The organism is Halomonas sp. RT37 (assembly GCF_040070525.1).
GTDB lineage: Bacteria > Pseudomonadota > Gammaproteobacteria > Pseudomonadales > Halomonadaceae > Halomonas > Halomonas litopenaei.
This window is the reverse complement of record NZ_CP098827.1, coordinates 305,673-322,390: the sequence shown is the minus strand read 5'-3', so window position 1 is coordinate 322,390 and position 16,718 is coordinate 305,673. Positions and strand designations below refer to the sequence as shown.

14 protein-coding genes are annotated in these 16,718 nt (G+C 64.0%); 9 read left to right on the top strand and 5 right to left on the bottom strand.

The window, feature by feature from the left end; translation table 11 throughout:
* Window positions 1-41: 41 nt before the first annotated feature.
* Complete coding sequence (locus tag NFG58_RS01455) at window positions 42-509, bottom strand: hypothetical protein (RefSeq protein WP_348827451.1); 468 nt, start codon at window positions 507-509, stop codon at window positions 42-44.
* A gap of 902 nt (window positions 510-1,411) precedes the next feature.
* On the bottom strand, window positions 1,412-2,632 hold the full coding sequence (gene metK, locus NFG58_RS01450; RefSeq protein WP_045992242.1) for a methionine adenosyltransferase: 1,221 nt from the start codon (window positions 2,630-2,632) through the stop codon (window positions 1,412-1,414).
* Window positions 2,633-3,003: 371 nt separating this feature from the next.
* On the opposite strand from metK, the gene tkt reads away from it, so the two are divergent.
* Complete coding sequence (gene tkt / locus NFG58_RS01445; protein WP_222516156.1) at window positions 3,004-4,995, top strand: transketolase; 1,992 nt, start codon at window positions 3,004-3,006, stop codon at window positions 4,993-4,995.
* Between the two features lie 165 nt (window positions 4,996-5,160).
* On the opposite strand, the gene NFG58_RS01440 is transcribed toward tkt, so the two are convergent.
* Window positions 5,161-6,213: a class I fructose-bisphosphate aldolase gene (locus tag NFG58_RS01440; RefSeq protein WP_222516157.1), complete on the bottom strand. Its 1,053-nt coding sequence runs from the start codon at window positions 6,211-6,213 to the stop codon at window positions 5,161-5,163.
* Between the two features lie 174 nt (window positions 6,214-6,387).
* On the opposite strand from NFG58_RS01440, the gene NFG58_RS01435 reads away from it, so the two are divergent.
* The 5 genes from NFG58_RS01435 (at window position 6,388) to fba (ending at window position 11,090) form a co-directional block, all read left to right on the top strand.
* Complete coding sequence (locus NFG58_RS01435; RefSeq protein ID WP_348827450.1) at window positions 6,388-6,771, top strand: CidA/LrgA family protein; 384 nt, start codon at window positions 6,388-6,390, stop codon at window positions 6,769-6,771.
* The gene (locus NFG58_RS01430; protein WP_045992246.1) at window positions 6,768-7,484 is read left to right on the top strand and encodes an LrgB family protein; all 717 of its coding nucleotides are present in this window, start codon (window positions 6,768-6,770) and stop codon (window positions 7,482-7,484) included. Before NFG58_RS01435 ends, NFG58_RS01430 begins: the two co-directional genes overlap by 4 nt.
* 136 nt (window positions 7,485-7,620) lie before the next feature.
* Window positions 7,621-8,649 (top strand): glyceraldehyde 3-phosphate dehydrogenase NAD-binding domain-containing protein, encoded by a 1,029-nt coding sequence (locus tag NFG58_RS01425; RefSeq protein ID WP_348827449.1) that lies wholly within the window; start codon window positions 7,621-7,623, stop codon window positions 8,647-8,649.
* Between the two features lie 67 nt (window positions 8,650-8,716).
* Window positions 8,717-9,880 carry a phosphoglycerate kinase gene (locus tag NFG58_RS01420; protein WP_348827448.1) on the top strand — a complete coding sequence of 388 codons (1,164 nt, stop codon included), beginning with the start codon at window positions 8,717-8,719 and terminating at the stop codon, window positions 9,878-9,880.
* 145 nt (window positions 9,881-10,025) lie between these two features.
* Window positions 10,026-11,090, top strand: a complete 1,065-nt coding sequence (fba, locus tag NFG58_RS01415) for a class II fructose-bisphosphate aldolase (protein ID WP_045992249.1) — start codon at window positions 10,026-10,028, stop codon at window positions 11,088-11,090.
* 106 nt (window positions 11,091-11,196) lie between these two features.
* On the opposite strand, the gene NFG58_RS01410 is transcribed toward fba, so the two are convergent.
* Both NFG58_RS01410 and NFG58_RS01405 read right to left on the bottom strand, forming a co-directional pair.
* Entirely contained in the window at window positions 11,197-12,285 is a 1,089-nt protein-coding gene (locus NFG58_RS01410; protein WP_045992250.1) for a hypothetical protein, read from the bottom strand.
* 268 nt (window positions 12,286-12,553) lie between these two features.
* Entirely contained in the window at window positions 12,554-13,573 is a 1,020-nt protein-coding gene (locus NFG58_RS01405; protein WP_348827447.1) for an AraC family transcriptional regulator, read from the bottom strand.
* Window positions 13,574-13,992: 419 nt separating this feature from the next.
* On the opposite strand from NFG58_RS01405, the gene NFG58_RS01400 reads away from it, so the two are divergent.
* The 3 genes from NFG58_RS01400 (at window position 13,993) to NFG58_RS01390 (ending at window position 16,711) form a co-directional block, all read left to right on the top strand.
* Complete coding sequence (locus NFG58_RS01400) at window positions 13,993-14,514, top strand: 2,4'-dihydroxyacetophenone dioxygenase family protein (RefSeq protein WP_348827446.1); 522 nt, start codon at window positions 13,993-13,995, stop codon at window positions 14,512-14,514.
* Between the two features lie 122 nt (window positions 14,515-14,636).
* Window positions 14,637-15,728, top strand: coding sequence for a zinc-binding dehydrogenase (locus NFG58_RS01395; protein WP_348827445.1), 1,092 nt, complete (start codon window positions 14,637-14,639; stop codon window positions 15,726-15,728).
* Window positions 15,725-16,711 (top strand): 3-hydroxyacyl-CoA dehydrogenase, encoded by a 987-nt coding sequence (locus NFG58_RS01390; RefSeq protein ID WP_348827444.1) that lies wholly within the window; start codon window positions 15,725-15,727, stop codon window positions 16,709-16,711. Before NFG58_RS01395 ends, NFG58_RS01390 begins: the two co-directional genes overlap by 4 nt.
* Window positions 16,712-16,718 lie beyond the last annotated feature (7 nt).

Below are 16,718 nucleotides of genomic sequence, written 5' to 3'. Positions count from 1 at the left end.
CGAGGTGATGGCGACGCCGAGCAGCACCTGTTGACCGATGCTCATAATCGAATATCTCCCAAGGGTTCGCTCTCGAACATCGTTGCATCATGCCCCAGGCTCGAAAGGCGCTGCGTCGACAGCACAAAGGCGGGCACGCTCAGTGCAATGACGATGACGGCGGTCAAGAGTCCCTGGTGCTGAAGCAGAATCATCATGATGGCGGCGGCAGTCACCAGAAACGTTGCCAGTGCGGCGGTAGCCTCCAGCGCCAGCTTGGTCATGAATAGCTCACGATACTGGAGATAATCATCGTCACCTTCCGGCGATACCACGTCATGGGAGTATCGCCCTCCAGCCTCAGTGGTCCCGTCATCGCCAGCCCCCTTGCGCGACGGCGACTCCTTGCGCCAGAGTTCCTGCTGTGACGCCAGCCTGGTTCGCGAGCAGGTCGGGTCCGCGTGAAGACGCTGAAAGTGCCCCTGATGATGGCGCTGATAGAAGTGATAGTGGTGCCTTGCTTCGCCCATCTTCTGATCCCCCTGTCGTTGCTACCGTCTTGGCGCAGCGCTCATGTCCCTGATCCTGTCTCACCCGCACATCGGCTCTTCTTCGTGCCGCCCGGGGCACCAGCCAGTATTCCTGTCACGGGCGCTATGGCCTCTTTCCATCGTGCCGACCACACCATCGTGCCGGCCACACTTCAATCGTGGCCAAGACATGTGCTTCCACGAACCGCCTTCTGTCCAGCGCCCCTAATGCCAAGGACATGGATATATACCGACGTCCAACTCACACAGGCCATATATGCCTGTCGCCGAAAGCGCCTCTTTCCTGACATCTTTCAGGCGGCTCGCCGGCGTTTTTTATCGCTAATCATTCTCACGTTCTGGCCGCCTTCCAACCGCTTTCTAACCGTTTTTCCGGCGACGTGGGCGTCACTTTCCCGTGCAGGCCACTTGGCCGCCGATGGTTTCTCGAACAGCGGTTTCTCGACAGTGGTTTCTCGACAACGATCTGGCGATGGACAACGACACATCGAACCTTTGACTACCGAGAACCAACGACCATCACTGGCTGCCTGACAGATGATGACGCGCTGATGCGATACCGCGCTGCCGACTAAGCGGCATCTGCATCCTGTCTCCATCTAATATTAGCCGTGAGCCAAAGGCTTCTCCGCCCGCATGCGCGGATATGAAAAGGAATGAGATGATGTCGCCGTTTGACGCATAACCCGGCGACAAAGAGGTAGGCAAAGACGCACAATTACCACCAGGTCACCAGAAGACTTGCGACCGCTCTGCCAACGTCTCTTCGCACATTCGCGGCCCCCCCGCCGCCACAATGCGACAAGGCCCGCCTGGCGAACCAGGCGGGCCTTGTCATGTCGGCAGGCGCGGACACCGTGCCGATACTGTCGGATGAGGGCTCAGATACCGGCGGCGGCGCGCAGAGCGTCGGCCCGGTCGACCTTCTCCCACGGGAAGGCGGTAAAAGTCTCGGTGTGGATCTCGCCTTCGGTATCGGTCCAGCTATAGCTGGTCTCGAAGGGCTCACGGCCAAAGTGACCGTAGGCTGCGGTCAGCTGATACATGGGATGCAGCAGATCCAGCATGCGAGTAATGGCATTGGGGCGCAGGTCGAAGTGATCGCGCACCAGCTCGACGATACGTTCGTCATCGATACGACCGGTGCCGAAGGTGTTGATCGACACCGAGGTCGGCTCGGCGACACCGATGGCGTAGGACACCTGGATCTCGCAACGCTCGGCCAGTCCCGCCGCTACCACGTTCTTGGCCACGTAGCGGCCGGCGTAGGCGGCGCTGCGGTCGACCTTGGACGGGTCCTTGCCGGAGAAGGCGCCACCACCATGTCGCGCCATGCCGCCGTAGGTGTCGACGATGATCTTGCGCCCGGTCAGGCCACAGTCACCCACCGGGCCGCCGATGACGAACTTGCCGGTCGGGTTGATGTGATAACGCGTGCTGTCGGACAGCCACTCCGCCGGCAGTACCTGCTCGATGATCTCGCGCTGGACCATCTGGCGCAGCTGCTCCTGGTCGATGTCCGGATCATGCTGGGTGGACAGCACCACGGCATCGACCGCGCAGGGCTTGCCGGCATCGTCGTAACGGAAGGTCAGCTGGCTCTTGGCATCGGGACGCAGCCAGGGCAGCAGGCCACGCTTACGCAGCTCGGCCTGGCGCTCCACCAGCCGATGGCTGTAGTGGATCGGCGCCGGCATGTAAGAGTCGGTTTCGTTGGTGGCATAGCCGAACATCAGGCCCTGATCACCGGCGCCCTGATCCTCGGGCTTTTCGCGATCGACGCCCTGGGCGATTTCGACGCTTTGCTTGCCGATCAGGTTGAGCACCCCGCAGGTCTCGCCGTCGAAACCGACGTCGGAGGAGGTATAGCCGATATCCATGATCACCTTGCGCACCAGCTCCTCGAGATCCACCCAGGCGGAGGTGGTGATCTCGCCGGCCACGATGGCGACACCGGTCTTGACCAGGGTCTCGCAGGCCACACGGGCATTCTTGTCCCGCGCGATCAGGGCATCGAGCACGGCATCGGAAATCTGATCGGCAATCTTGTCCGGGTGTCCTTCGGACACGGACTCGGAGGTAAACAGGGAGTATTCGCTCATGGCGTCCTCGACCCTCTGTAGGATAATCGGCAGGCGGGCCTGGCAAGATGGAAACGGGAGCGACCGTGATCGACGATCGCACTATGCAGATTCCGCGTGGACCTGGCGGGACGAAATTCTACACGCTCGACCGTCCGGTTCCTAGCGACAGGCCGGGCCATGGCAGACCCTGCCAGGCATGGATCAAGTCCCCGGCATTTGATGGATCTGTCATTTCCGGCGACAATATGTCCCCGATCGATCCGCGCCGCCCCTCCCGCCCTCGTTGTCCACAGGCACGACAGGCGGCGCCTATCCTTGACGCCGCTGCGCCGCCCCCACCGGGCAGGCCAACGTCAGATTGCCACTTTGCCCCAGGCGAGGAGCCCTCAATGCCGTCCCGTTTCGAACTGGCCAACGCCATTCGCGCCCTTTCCATGGATGCCGTCCAGAAGGCCAACTCCGGCCACCCCGGAGCCCCGATGGGTATGGCCGATATCGCCGAGGTGCTGTGGAACGACTACCTCGTTCACAACCCTGACGATCCCAAGTGGGCCGATCGCGACCGTTTCGTGCTGTCCAACGGCCACGGCTCCATGCTGCTGTACTCCCTGCTGCACCTGTCAGGCTACGACCTGGGTCTGGAAGAACTGCAGAACTTCCGCCAGCTCCACGCAAAGACCGCTGGTCACCCCGAGTACGGCTACGCTCCCGGCGTCGAGACCACCACCGGCCCCCTCGGCCAGGGCCTGGCCAACGCCGTCGGCATGGCCATGGCAGAGCGCACCCTGGCGGGTCAGTTCAACCGCCCGGGCCACGAGATCGTCGACCACTACACCTACTGCTTCCTCGGCGACGGCTGCCTGATGGAAGGCATCTCCCATGAGGTCGCCTCGCTTGCCGGCACCCACCAGCTCGGCAAGCTGATCGCCTTCTACGATGACAACGGCATCTCCATCGACGGCGAGGTCGAAGGCTGGTTCACCGACGATACCGCCAAGCGCTTCGAAGCCTACGGCTGGCACGTGGTACCGGCGGTGGACGGGCACAAGCCCGAGGAGATCAAGGCCGCCATCGAGATGGCCCGCACCCAGCAGGATCGCCCGACCCTGATCATCTGCAAGACCGTCATCGGCTTCGGCGCCCCCAACAAGCAGGGCAAGGAAGAATGCCACGGCGCGGCACTCGGCGAAGAGGAAGTCGCAGCGGCGCGCAAGCAACTCGACTGGCCCCACGCGCCCTTCCATATCCCCGAGGATATCTACCAGGGCTGGGACGCCTGCGAGCGTGGCCAGAAGCACCAGGCCGACTGGCAGGCTCGCTTCGAGCGCTACCAGCAGGAGCACCCGGAGCTGGCCCGCGAATTCCTGCGTCGCCAGAAGGGTGAATTGCCGAGCGAGCTCAACAGCGAAGCGCTGGTCGAGGCCGCCCAGGAGAAGGGCGAGTCCGTGGCCTCACGCAAGGCCTCGCTGAACTGCCTCAACGAGCTCGGCCCGCAACTGCCGGAGCTGCTGGGTGGCAGCGCCGACCTGGCGCCTTCCAACCTGACCTTCTGGAAGGGTGCCGAGGCCATCAGCGCCGAAGCAGCAGGCGGCAACTACCTGCACTACGGGGTCCGCGAGTTCGGCATGGGCGCCATCATGAACGGCATCGCCCTGCACGGCGGCTTCGTGCCCTACGGCGCCACCTTCCTGATCTTCATGGAGTACATGCGCAACGCCGTGCGCATGGCGGCGCTGATGAACCAGCGTGCGATCTTCGTCTACACCCATGACTCCATCGGTCTGGGCGAGGACGGTCCGACCCACCAGCCGATCGAGCAGCTGACCAGCCTGCGCACCACCCCGAACCTGTGCACCTGGCGCCCCTGCGACGCGGTCGAGACTGCTGCTGCCTGGGCCCACGCGGTCAAGCGCAGCGCCGGCCCCACCGCGCTGGTGCTGTCCCGTCAGGGCCTGCCCCACCAGCAGCGCAGCAAGAGCCAGCTGGCCAACATCCAGCGCGGTGGCTACGTACTCAAGGACAGCGAAGGTACCCCTGAGCTGATCCTAATCGCCACCGGCTCCGAGGTGACCCTGGCCATGCAGGCCGCCGAAGCCCTGGAAGCAGAAGGCAAACAGGTGCGCGTGGTATCGATGCCGGCCACCGACGTCTTCGACAGCCAGGACGCCGACTACCGTGAGTCCGTACTGCCGCGCAGTGTTCGCGCTCGCCTGGCCATCGAGGCCGGCCATCGCGACTACTGGAGCAAGTACGTGGGCCTCGACGGTGACACCATCGGCATGTCCAGCTTCGGCGAGTCGGCTCCGGCGGGCGACCTGTTCAAGCACTTCGGCTTCACCGTGGACAACCTGGTGGAACGCGCCAAGACGCTGCTGGGTTAAGTCCAGCGCAGGCCGGCACGCCCGGCCTGTTGCGACCAAAAGCGTGACCAGCAGAAACGAGCAGGGGCACGGCTTACGCCGTGCCCCTGCTGTATCTAGCGACCTTGATGGTCGGCCTAGGCGGCCTGATCCTCTATCCTGCGCGGTTGTTGAGGCAGGCTTGGATCAGGCGATGGTGACATCCGGCGCCAGATAGACGTCCTGAATGGCGTTGAGCAGGCTTACCCCGTCGCGCATCGGCTTCTGGAAGGCCTTGCGACCGGAGATCAGGCCCATGCCACCGGCCCGCTTGTTGATCACCGCGGTACGCACTGCCTGGGTCAGGTCGCCCTCTCCGGTGGAGGCACCGCCAGAGTTGATCAGCCCGGCACGCCCCATGTAGGCATTGGCCACCTGATAGCGGGCCAGATCGATCGGGTGATCGCTGGTCAACTCGCTGTAGACCTTCTCGTGGGTGTTGCCGAAGCCGATGGTACGATAGCCATCGTTGTTCTCGGGCAGCTTCTGCTTGACGATGTCCGCCTTGAGCGTCGCCGCCAGGTGGACCGCCTGACTGGTGAGGTCGGAGGCCACATGATAGTCGGTGCCCTCATGCTTGAAGGCCGGGTTACGCAGATAGGCCCACAGCACCGTCACCATGCCCAGCTCGTGGGCGCGCTCGAAGGCCGCGCTGATCTCTTCGATCTGGCGACGGCTCTCGGGAGAACCGAAGTAGATGGTCGCACCCACGGCGACGCACCCCATGTCGAAGGCCTGGTCGACCTCGGCGAACAGGGTCTGATCGTAGATCGCCGGATAGGTCAGCGTCTCGTTGTGGTTCAACTTGAGCATCATCGGGATGCGGTGGGCATAGCGGCGCGCCACCGACGACAGGCCACCCAGGGTAGAAGCCACGGCGTTGCAGCCGCCCTCGATCGCCAGCTCCACAATGTTGGCCGGATCGAAGTAGATCGGGTTGGGCGCGAAAGAGGCGCCAGCGGAGTGTTCGATCCCCTGATCCACCGGCAGGATGCTGAGGTAACCGGTGCCGCCCAGGCGGCCATGGTTGAACATCGACTGCATGCTGCGCAGCACCGCTGGCGATCGGTCGGAGTCCATCATCACCCGGTCGACGAAGTCCGATCCCGGCAGGTGGAGTTGCTCCTTGGCGATACCGCGACATTCATGAGTCAAAAGGTCCTCTGCCTCGGCACCCAGCCAGCTGGCAATATCACTCATCATCAATCTCCCTGTCATGCCCGACCCAGTCGGGCGGTAGGCGAATAGTCAGTCTACACAGGGTAGCGGATGACGCGCTGCAACGAGAGCCCCTGCTGACCAAGGCACCATGAGTCGGCACAATGGCTCAATTCCCCTGGCCCCGGCCAGTGACAATGACCCAAGAGGATTGCAATGTCCGTGTTACGAGGCTTTTTATGGCTTTCGCTGCTGTGGCTGGTCGGCGACCTGGTGGTCAGCCTGGGTGAACTGCCGCTGTCCCCCGGCGTCGTCGGACTGATGCTATTGACTGGTGTCTTCGTACTACGAGGCCGCATGCACGAAGACGTGGCAGCGGCGGCACAGCCGCTGATCATGCTGCTGGCGATGCTGATCATGCCCGGCGTGGTCGGGGTGTTCTGGGTGCTCGACCAGATCTCGGGGCACTGGCTCGCCGTGGGGCTGGCGCTGACCCTGGGCACCCTGTTGAGCGTTGCCAGCACCCTGTGGCTGATGCGCCGCCTGCTGCCGGCGACGCCCTCCGAGGCGACCACCACCGCCCAGGATAAGACCTCATGAACCTCGCCGTGGTCGATCACCTCGATACCCCGATGCTGGCCATCGCCCTGTCCATCGGCGCCTACTTGGCCGGCATGGCGCTGTTTCGGCGGCTCGGCTCTCCCGGCTGGTGCCCGCCGGTACTGCTGGCCTCGTTGCTGCTCGCCGCGACGCTCAAGGCGGCCGGCATCGCCTACGTCGACTATCGCCAGGGCGCCCAGTGGCTGATGCTGTTGCTGGGCCCGGCCACGGTGGCCCTGGCGGTACCGCTCTACCAGCAGATGCACCACATACGCGCGCTGTGGAGGCCGCTGCTGGTCTGCCTGCCGGTGTCGACGGTGCTGGCCGCCTGCTATGCGTTGCTGATCGCCTGGGCACTGGGGGCGCCGCCGGAACTGCTGGCCTCGCTGGCACCCAAATCGGTGACCGCTCCCATCGCCATGGGCATCACCGAGCGCCTGGGCGGCTCCGTGCCGATCCTGATGGGGGGATTGTTGATCACCGGCGTCGCGGCCACCGCCTGCGTCAGCCTGTTCGGCCGGCTCTTGAAGATCACCGATCAGCGCCTGCTGGGGCTGGCGCTGGGCATCAACGGCCACGCCATCGGTACTGTGCGCGCCTTCGAGCTGGGCCCCACCGCCGGCGCCTTCGCTTCTCTCGGCATGACGCTGACCGGGGTGCTGACGGCACTGATGATGCCGCTGGCCTGGCGCCTGGCCGGCATGCTCGGCTGAACCGATTCAGCTTTATTTTTATGCTACCTGCGCGGTTTTATGCCCAGTGTGACGCCGCTGGAGCCGCGACGCGCGGGGCGATTTGAGATAGACTTTCGCGCCTGTGTCCATCCCTCCGTGGAGAGTATCGAGCCCCATGGCCCAGCGTATTGCCATCAATGGCTACGGCCGCATCGGCCAGTGCGTCCTGCGAGCCCTCATCGAACGCAACGACCCCAGCTTCGAGGTGGTGGCGATCAATGAGCTCTCGGGACTCGATACCATTACCTACCTGACGCGCTACGACACCACCCACGGACGCTTCCCCGGCCGGGTGGAAAGCCGCGACGGCCATCTGATCATCAACGGGCATGCGATCCGGGTGCTGTCCGAAGAGGACCCTGACCGCCTGCCCTGGCGGGCGCTAGGCATCGACCTGGTGCTGGAGTGCTCCGGCAGCTTCAAGGATCGCGCCACCGCCGAGCGCCATCTCGCGGCAGGAGCCGGCCGGCTGTTGTTCTCCCAGCCGGCGGAAAGCGACGTCGACGCCACCATCGTCAGCGGCATCAATGACGACGACCTGACGCCCGACGTCCGGGTGGTCTCGGCAGCGTCCTGCACCACCAACTGCCTGGTGCCGATCCTGACCGTGCTCGACGAGGCGCTGGGCATCGAGCACGGTGTGACCACGACCATTCACTCGGCCATGAACGACCAGCCGGTGATCGATGCCTACCACCAGACCGATCTGCGCCTGACCCGCTCGGCGATGCAATCCATCGTGCCGGTGGACACCGGCCTGGCCCGAGGCATCAATCGCCTGATGCCGCACCTGGCGGAGCGCTTCGAGTGCCTCCATGTACGGGTGCCGACGATCAACGTCTCGGCCATGGACATGTCCATCTGCGTCAAGCGCGATACCTCGGCCAGCGAGGTCAATCGACTGCTGCGCGAGGCCAGCGAGTCACGGCTTCCTGACCTGCTGGGGTATACCGAGGAGCCCATGGCGTCCATCGACTTCAACCACGATCCCCGCTCCGGTATCGTAGACGCCACTCAGACGCGGGTGGCCGGTGGCCGCCTGCTCAAGCTGCTTTGCTGGTTCGACAACGAATGGGGCTTCGCCAACCGCATGCTGGACGTGGCCGGGCGCCTCGCCAGCCTTCCCCGGGTTCCCGAGCGATGACACTTCCACTGACCAGCCGTTGCCATTCGCTGTCTCCCTCAGACTTTCCAGACGAGGATCTGCCGACATGAACGTGCGCAAGATGACCGATCTCGACCTCAAGGGTCAGCGGGTACTGATTCGCGAAGACCTCAACGTACCTGTCAAACACGGCCAGGTGACCAGCGATGCCCGTCTGCGCGCCAGCTTGCCGACCATCAAGGCAGCTCGCGACGCAGGTGCCAAGGTGCTGCTGATGAGCCACCTGGGCCGCCCCACCGAAGGAGAGCCGGCCGACGAGTTCACCCTGGCACCGGTGGCGGCCTACCTCGGTGACCTGCTGGACTGCCAAGTGCGCCTGGTGACCGACTATCTCGAGCAGGAGCCGAGCCTGGAAGACGGCGACGTGGTACTGCTCGAGAACGTGCGCTTCAACCAGGGCGAGAAGAAGGACGACGAAGCCCTGGCCAAGCGCTACGCCGAGCTGTGTGACGTCTTTGTGATGGACGCCTTCGGTACCGCCCACCGTGCCCAGGCCTCCACCCACGGGGTGGCCCGCTTCGCACCGACCGCCTGCGCGGGCCCCTTGCTGGCCGCCGAACTCGATGCCCTGGAAAAGGCGTTGGCGACTCCCAGGCGCCCGATGACCGCCATCGTCGGCGGCTCCAAGGTCTCGACCAAGCTCGAGGTGCTCAACGCCCTGTCCGAGAAGTGCGACCAGCTGATCGTCGGCGGCGGTATCGCCAACACCTTCATCGCCGCGGCGGGTCACAACGTCGGCAAGTCTCTTTACGAGGCCGACCTGGTGGACAAGGCCAAGGCGCTGATGGCCAGGGTCGAGATTCCGCTGCCCACCGATGTGGTCGTGGCCACCGAGTTCTCCGACTCCGCCGAAGCCGTCACCAAGCCGGTGGACCAGGTCGCCGACAACGAAATGATCCTCGACATCGGCCCGGATACCGCCGCCCGCCTGGGCGACATGCTCAAGAGCGCCGGCACCATCCTGTGGAACGGCCCCGTCGGGGTGTTCGAGATCGACCAGTTCGGTGGCGGCACCGAGGCCCTGTCCAAGGCCATCGCCGAAAGCGACGGCTTCTCCATCGCCGGCGGCGGTGACACCCTGGCAGCCATCGACAAGTACGGCATCGCCGAGCAGGTGTCCTATATCTCCACCGGAGGCGGTGCCTTCCTCGAGTACGTCGAGGGCAAGGAACTGCCGGCGGTCAGCGCCCTCGAGGCGGCCGCTCGCTGAGGTTTGCCGAAAAAGCAGCGGCGCTCGCCGGTGCTTTCTACCAAGCCTAAGCCCCGGGGCCGGCCATCGCCGGCCCTTTGACAACCCAAGCGACATGGGCGCGACAGCATCGCGCTCTCGACCTCTTCAAGAATCAGGTACCTCCATGGCACTCGTCAGTATGCGCCAATTGCTGGACCACGCCGCCGAACATGGCTACGGCGTGCCGGCCTTCAACGTCAATAACCTCGAGCAGGTTCGCGCCATCATGGAAGCCGCGGACGCCACCGATTCCCCGGTGATCCTGCAGGCCTCCGCCGGCGCCCGTAAATACGCCGGCGCCCCCTTCCTGCGCCACCTGATCCTGGCCGCCGTGGAAGAGTTTCCGCATATTCCGGTGGTCATGCACCAGGACCACGGCACCAGCCCCGCTGTGTGCCAGCGCTCGATCCAGCTCGGCTTCTCCTCGGTGATGATGGACGGCTCCCTGGGCGAGGACGGCAAGACCCCGGCAGACTACGACTACAACGTCGATGTCACCCGCCGCACCGTCGAGATGGCCCACGCCTGTGGCGTCTCGGTAGAAGGTGAGCTCGGCTGCCTGGGCAGCCTGGAAACCGGCATGGCCGGTGAGGAAGACGGCATCGGCGCCGAGGGCAAGCTGAGCCACGACCAGCTGCTGACCGACCCGGAAGAGGCCGCCGACTTCGTCAAGGCCACCGGCGTCGACGCCCTGGCCATCGCCATCGGCACCAGCCACGGCGCCTACAAGTTCACCCGTCCGCCCACCGGCGACACCCTGTCGATCCAGCGTATCAAGGAAATCCACGAGCGCATCCCGGACACCCACCTGGTCATGCACGGCTCCTCCAGCGTGCCCCAGGAGTGGCTCGAGGTGATCAACGCCAACGGTGGTGCCATCCCCGAGACCTACGGCGTCCCGGTGGAAGAAATCGTCGAGGGCATCAAGCACGGCGTGCGCAAGGTCAACATCGACACCGATCTGCGTCTGGCCTCGACCGGTGCGGTACGTCGCTTCCTGGCCGAGAACCCGGCAGAGTTCGACCCGCGCAAGTTCCTCAAGCTTACCGTCAGCGCCATGAAGGACATCTGCATCGCCCGCTACGAAGCCTTCGGCACCGCCGGCAACGCCAGCAGGATCAAGCCGATCAGCCTGGAGGGCATGTTCGAGCGCTACGCCCGAGGTGAACTTGATCCAAAGGTGAAGTAAGCGTCGATCAGGTTCCCGCAGCGGTAACGCAAAACGCCCCATGCCGGCAAGGCTTGGGGCGTTTCGTTGTGCGCCGCTGGCACAACACCAAACCGCTCGTCAGGTGTCAGCAGGTGGACTCTTCCAGCCGTCGCCGCAACGGAATATTGGCCTCCGTGCGGGCCGAGGACACCGGTAGCTCGGCGCGAATGTCCTCGATGGCATTGAGCAGCGGCTCCAGCGCGGTGAGATGGCGCGGAGCACGCAGTCGTCGCTCCAGCGCCCGATAGACCTCATCGGGGTCTTCCCCCGGCGCCTGGCTCGAGGTAAAGGGTGCCCGCCGCGCAGCAGGCGCCACCGAGACAGGCTCGAATAACCGCGCGTAGGGGTCTTCGCCGGACCAGGTCAGACACAGCAGATGATCCCGGGTGACCTGAACGTTCAGTTCCGGATAACTGCGGGCAAGACGCACGAGACAGTCAACGACATCATCGGTAAGAAACGCCGCCAGGGCGTCATGTTCCGCCGTGCAGGCGACGAAATAGCGAGAAAAGGCACCCTCTCCCCAGCGTTCGCCAGTGGAACCGTGGTGCAACAGTCGCCACTTGCCCTCTCGCGGGTTGCAAAGATCCACCGCCGCCACCTCGAAGAGATCGCAGATCAGGCCGTTGCGATGATAGGTCCGACGGTCCTTGTCCATGCCCTCGTCATAGGCGAAGCGATAGACCCAGTATTCGCCACCGACGCGCTCATCAGCAGCCCTGCGGCAGTACTCAAGCTCGCCATTGTCCGCATAGGTACGCTGAAAGTCGGTGATCTTTCGCCGGAGCGTCGTCAGCATCGCATCAAGATCGACATCGGGCTCGGCCAGTCGAAAGTCGAGCTCCGCCGCACGCCGCACCAACAGTCGCAGGAAGGCGGCCACCCGCTCGGTGGCGTGCCAGTCGAAACCCAGCAAGGCTGCCCCGACCAGCGCCAGCGGAATCAGCCACGGCCAGGAGAGCCCTCCCGCCAGGGTGATGATAAAGCCGAGCGTGCCCAGCAACAGGCAGAGAAGCCCCAGCGCCAGAATCGTGGAGGAAGGACGCGGGTTGAGCGACACGTCCTCGTCCCGGGCGCGATCCAGGATCTGGATCAGCGACTCCCGTGATCTGGCCGCTTCCGCGGCATGCTGCTCGCGGCGCGTAAACCGATATGCCTTCCATAGCGGCGTCATCGTCGCGCCTCTCCTTCGCTCATGGTGATAGCTCTCTTGATGGCAACCTTGATGACAGTGATGTCAGCAGCAACAAGTCTAGTGTCCACCAAGACCTGGGCGCCCCTTGGCATGGCCACATCAGGGGTACACGGGCCGTCCCCATGGAGAGTGAAACACATCCTTCGGACCACACCCGGCTGCAGCTGTGCTGAAGCGATAACCTAAGCGCACTTCAGCGCAATCGCCTCGCGCCCACCACCCGGGCTGCCGACTCGAAGACCAGCGCCTAACCTGCGCCGTTCGATCTCCGCCGCTGGTGCTGGCGCCAGCGACTCGGCGCAACCCCAAACCAGCGGCGACAACCTCGCGTCAGCGCGCTCAACTCGGAGTAGCCCAGCAGATTCGCGATATCGGTCAACGGCAGCGACGTTTCCCGAAGATAATGAATCGCCAACTGCCTGCGGACCTCATCGACCAGATCCTGGAAACATCGCCCCCTGGTGGCCAGACGTCGCTGCAGCGTTCTCGGGTTCAGCGCCAGTCGCCTGGCGATGTCATCGAGTCCAGCGCCCCCCTGCCCCAGCTGCTGACGGATTTGCCACGACACTTCATCGACCAGATCTTGAGGGAGTTGTTCCAGCCGATAGGTCAGATACTGCTCCATCAAGCGATGCAGACGTCCGTCGGCGGTCACCAGAGGACGCTCGAGGTCGGAACATTCCAGCAGCCAGCCATCGGAAGGGCTGTTGAAGGTCGGCACCACCCCCAGCAAACGCTGATACAGGAGCGCAGGCACGCTGGGGGACGTCGCCAGATAGATGGCCCTGGGACGCCACTGCGGCCCCAGCAGCAACGACAGCAGGCGCTGGCCGACGCCTACCGGCAACTCGCTGATCTGGCGACCGGGAGCCGCCCCGCCCCCCACCATGGTGTAGCTGAGAAAGGCCTGGCGGGGGCCACGTTCGATGTCGATGACCGCACTGCTCGAGTGGGCGGAAAAGTGATGTGCCAGCTCCTCCAGCGCCAGGCCGACCGTAGCGGCATTCTGAATCAGGTAGAGCAAGGGTCCGAAGATATCGACTCCCTGGTACTGGCCGAACTTCAGGCCGAACAGCGAATCTCCGGATGCTTCGGCACAGTTTTCGAGCAGCATCGCCAGACTCGAGAACTCGATGATGCTTTCCGGCGACTCCAGCAACGAGAGCGATAGCCCCACCCTGGCAAGCTGGGCCTCGGGGTCGATGCCCTGCTGGCGCGCGAAGTTGGCAAAACCGTGCAGTGACGACGCTCGCGAATAGTCGGCCATGCTCTCTCCCTCAGCCTGACTTCCTTACCACCTACGTTGCTCGGATGCTGATTCTCTCTTCAATTTTCGAAGCGGTTCATCGTTTTCGAGGCGGTTGATCCTTGGGCTCTTGCCTCCAGCGCGCTTGGACTAGGCGCTGTCCGAAAAGTCGACGAGCGAAGGTTAGACAAGGCAAAAATCGGTGAGAAAGCGCAGTTTACGGGGTGTAAATGAGCATTTTGATCCGATTTTTAACGCCGTATTTCCGAGCGCAGGCACTTTTCAGACAAGCCCTAGCCCTCTCCATCTAAGGTCTAGCCCTAAGTGTCGCGCTAGGTCAAATCCTTGTCATCAAATGTCAAATCGGAGGATGTCAGGCAGACGAGGATGATGCTTCGAAGACGTTTCTTTGATCCATCCACGACAAGAGCGACAACAAGATGCCATTTCCTTTCCAGTTTTCGACCCATGATGCCCTGTTGACCCTGGATACCCAGGAACTCCCCATCTATGAAGACGCGCTGCCAGGCATCCCCGGCGTCGACGTCCAGCCGCTGTTTCTCGACCCGCACAACGGCGTCTGGGTGCTGCGGGTGAAGTTCAAACCCGGTGTGGTGCTGCCCAAGCACTACCACACCGGTACGGTGCACTTCTTCACCCTGTCGGGACGCTGGCACTATCTCGAGTATCCCGATCAACCCCAGACCGCCGGCTGCTACCTGTACGAGCCCGGCGGCTCCATCCATACCTTCGCCACTCCCGCCGACAATGACGGGATCACCGACACCTTCATGGTCGTCGAGGGCGCCAACGTCAACTTCGATCAGCAAGGCAACTATCTGGGGCTGATGGACGCCAGCAGCATCATGGGGCTCATCGATGCACTGATCACCGAGCGCGGCCTCGACCCGGCGCGCTATGTCACGCCTCCCCAACCGCACTACACCGACGCGCCGCGCTAGCCCGCCAAGATCACGCCTCCACGCGGCGTCAATCGACAAGACTCCCTACAACAATTGCGCTCGGTATGTGTCCCGCCAGGCAGGTGCCGCGGGGCCCGTCATCGACGCCAAGGAGATTCCCCATGCGCGCGATCGTCCTGCGCAACGAGCGACTCGGCCTCGAGTCACTGCCCGACCCGACGCCGGAAGCGGGAGAAGTGCTGGTCAAGACCCTGGCCTGCGGTATCTGCGGCAGCGATCTGCACATGGCAGATCACTGTCACGATGCGCTGGCGGGGCTTCGCAAGGGCCGCGTTCCGGTGGCCTTCGAACCGGACCAGGGCGTGGTCTTCGGCCACGAATTCTGTGCCGAGATCCTCGACCACGGCCCCGGCTGCGACAAGCGATACAAGGCCGGAACCCGCGTCTGCTCGGTGCCCTACGCGGTCAACGCCCAAGGCTTTCATCACATCGGCTATGCCAACGCCTACCCCGGCGGCTTCGGTGAGCTGATGCGCCTTCAGGAACACAGTCTGCTGGAGGTGCCCGGCGATTTGCCCAGCGAACTGGCGGCACTGACCGAGCCACTGGCCATCGGCCGCCACGCCGTCGCCAGAGCCCGGCTCGCCGGAGGCGAAGTGCCGATCGTGATCGGCTGCGGTCCGGTCGGCCTGTCGGTGGTGATGGCACTGAAGGCGGCCGGCTTTGGCCCGGTGGTGGCCACCGACTTCTCCCCCCATCGGCGCCAACTGGCCGAGTGCCTGGGTGCCGATATCGTTGTCGATCCGGCCGAACGTGCCCCCTTTGATTGCTGGCTCGAGGCCGCAGAAGCGCCACAGGGCTTCGACATGTACGGCCCCATGGCAATGCTGTCGATCGGCGCTCAGCCCAGGCCTTGCGTGGCCTTCGAGTGTGTCGGCGTGCCCGGTCTGATCGCCCGGACCATGCTCGACCTGCCACCAAGAAGCCGGCTGGTGGTGGTCGGCGTCTGCATGCAGACCGATCAGATCGAGCCGATCGTCGGTATTGGCAAGGAGCTGGACCTCAGCTTCTCGTTCGGCTACCGCCCCGAGGAGTTCGCTGCCACCCTCACCGACCTCGCCGACGGCCGCCTCGACGCCGCCCCCTTGATCACCGACCGCGTCACCCTCGACGGGGTCCCTGCGGTCTTCGAGACGCTTCGCCATCCCGGTGATCACGCCAAGATTCTGATCCAGCACGGAGACAGAACATGACCCCGAGCCTTTCCTCTTCTCTCGAAAATGGACCACACAGGCTGTGCGTGCTGGGTGGCGGCGTCCTGGGTGGCCAGATCGCCTGGCACAGCGCCTTCAAGGGCAAGAGTGTCATCGTCTATGACATCGACGACACGGCGCTGGAGCGCTGCCGCGCAAGCCATGACCACTACGCCGGCATCTATCAGGCCGACGTGTGCGCCAAGCCCGAAGCCATCGCCGCCACCCGCGCGCGGCTCGCCTACACCAGCGACCTGGCCGAAGCGGTGGCCGACGCCGAACTGGTGATCGAAGCCGTACCCGAAGATCCCGAGATCAAGCGCCAGCTGTACCGGACCTTGTCACCGCTGCTCAGCCCCGAGACCCTGGTGGCAACCAATTCCTCGACCCTGCTACCCGCCGACTTCGCCGATGACAGCGGACGCCCGGAGCGCTACTGCGCGCTGCACTTCGCCAACCTGGTGTGGATCATGAATGTGGCCGAGGTGATGGCTCACCCACGCACATCACGCACTACCCTGGAGTCGGTTACGCGCTTCGCCATCGACATCGGCATGATCCCCATCCCGGTCGAAAAGCCGCGCAACGGCTATCTGATCAACAGCTGGCTGGTGCCACTGCTGACAGCTTCCCTGACCCTGCTGCGTGAGGGCGTCGGCAGCGCCGAGATGATCGACCGCACCTTCATGAAAATGTGGAGCTCTGCAGCGGGGCCCTGCGGCATGATGGACATCATCGGCATGAAGACGTGCTTCGACGTCAGCCACCACTGGGGCGAGGTCGACGACAACGACGAGATGCGGGCCAACGCCGACTTCCTCCATCAGCGTTTTCTTGCCAACGGAAAGCTAGGTCTGCCCAGTGGCGAAGGCTTCTATCGTTATCCCGACCCCGCCTACTCCCAGAGCACCTTCATGGCGATCCCCGACCACAGCGAAGCAGGTCACATCGCGGCCCAGGTGCTCAAGGGCATGACGGGTTGACCCAGGA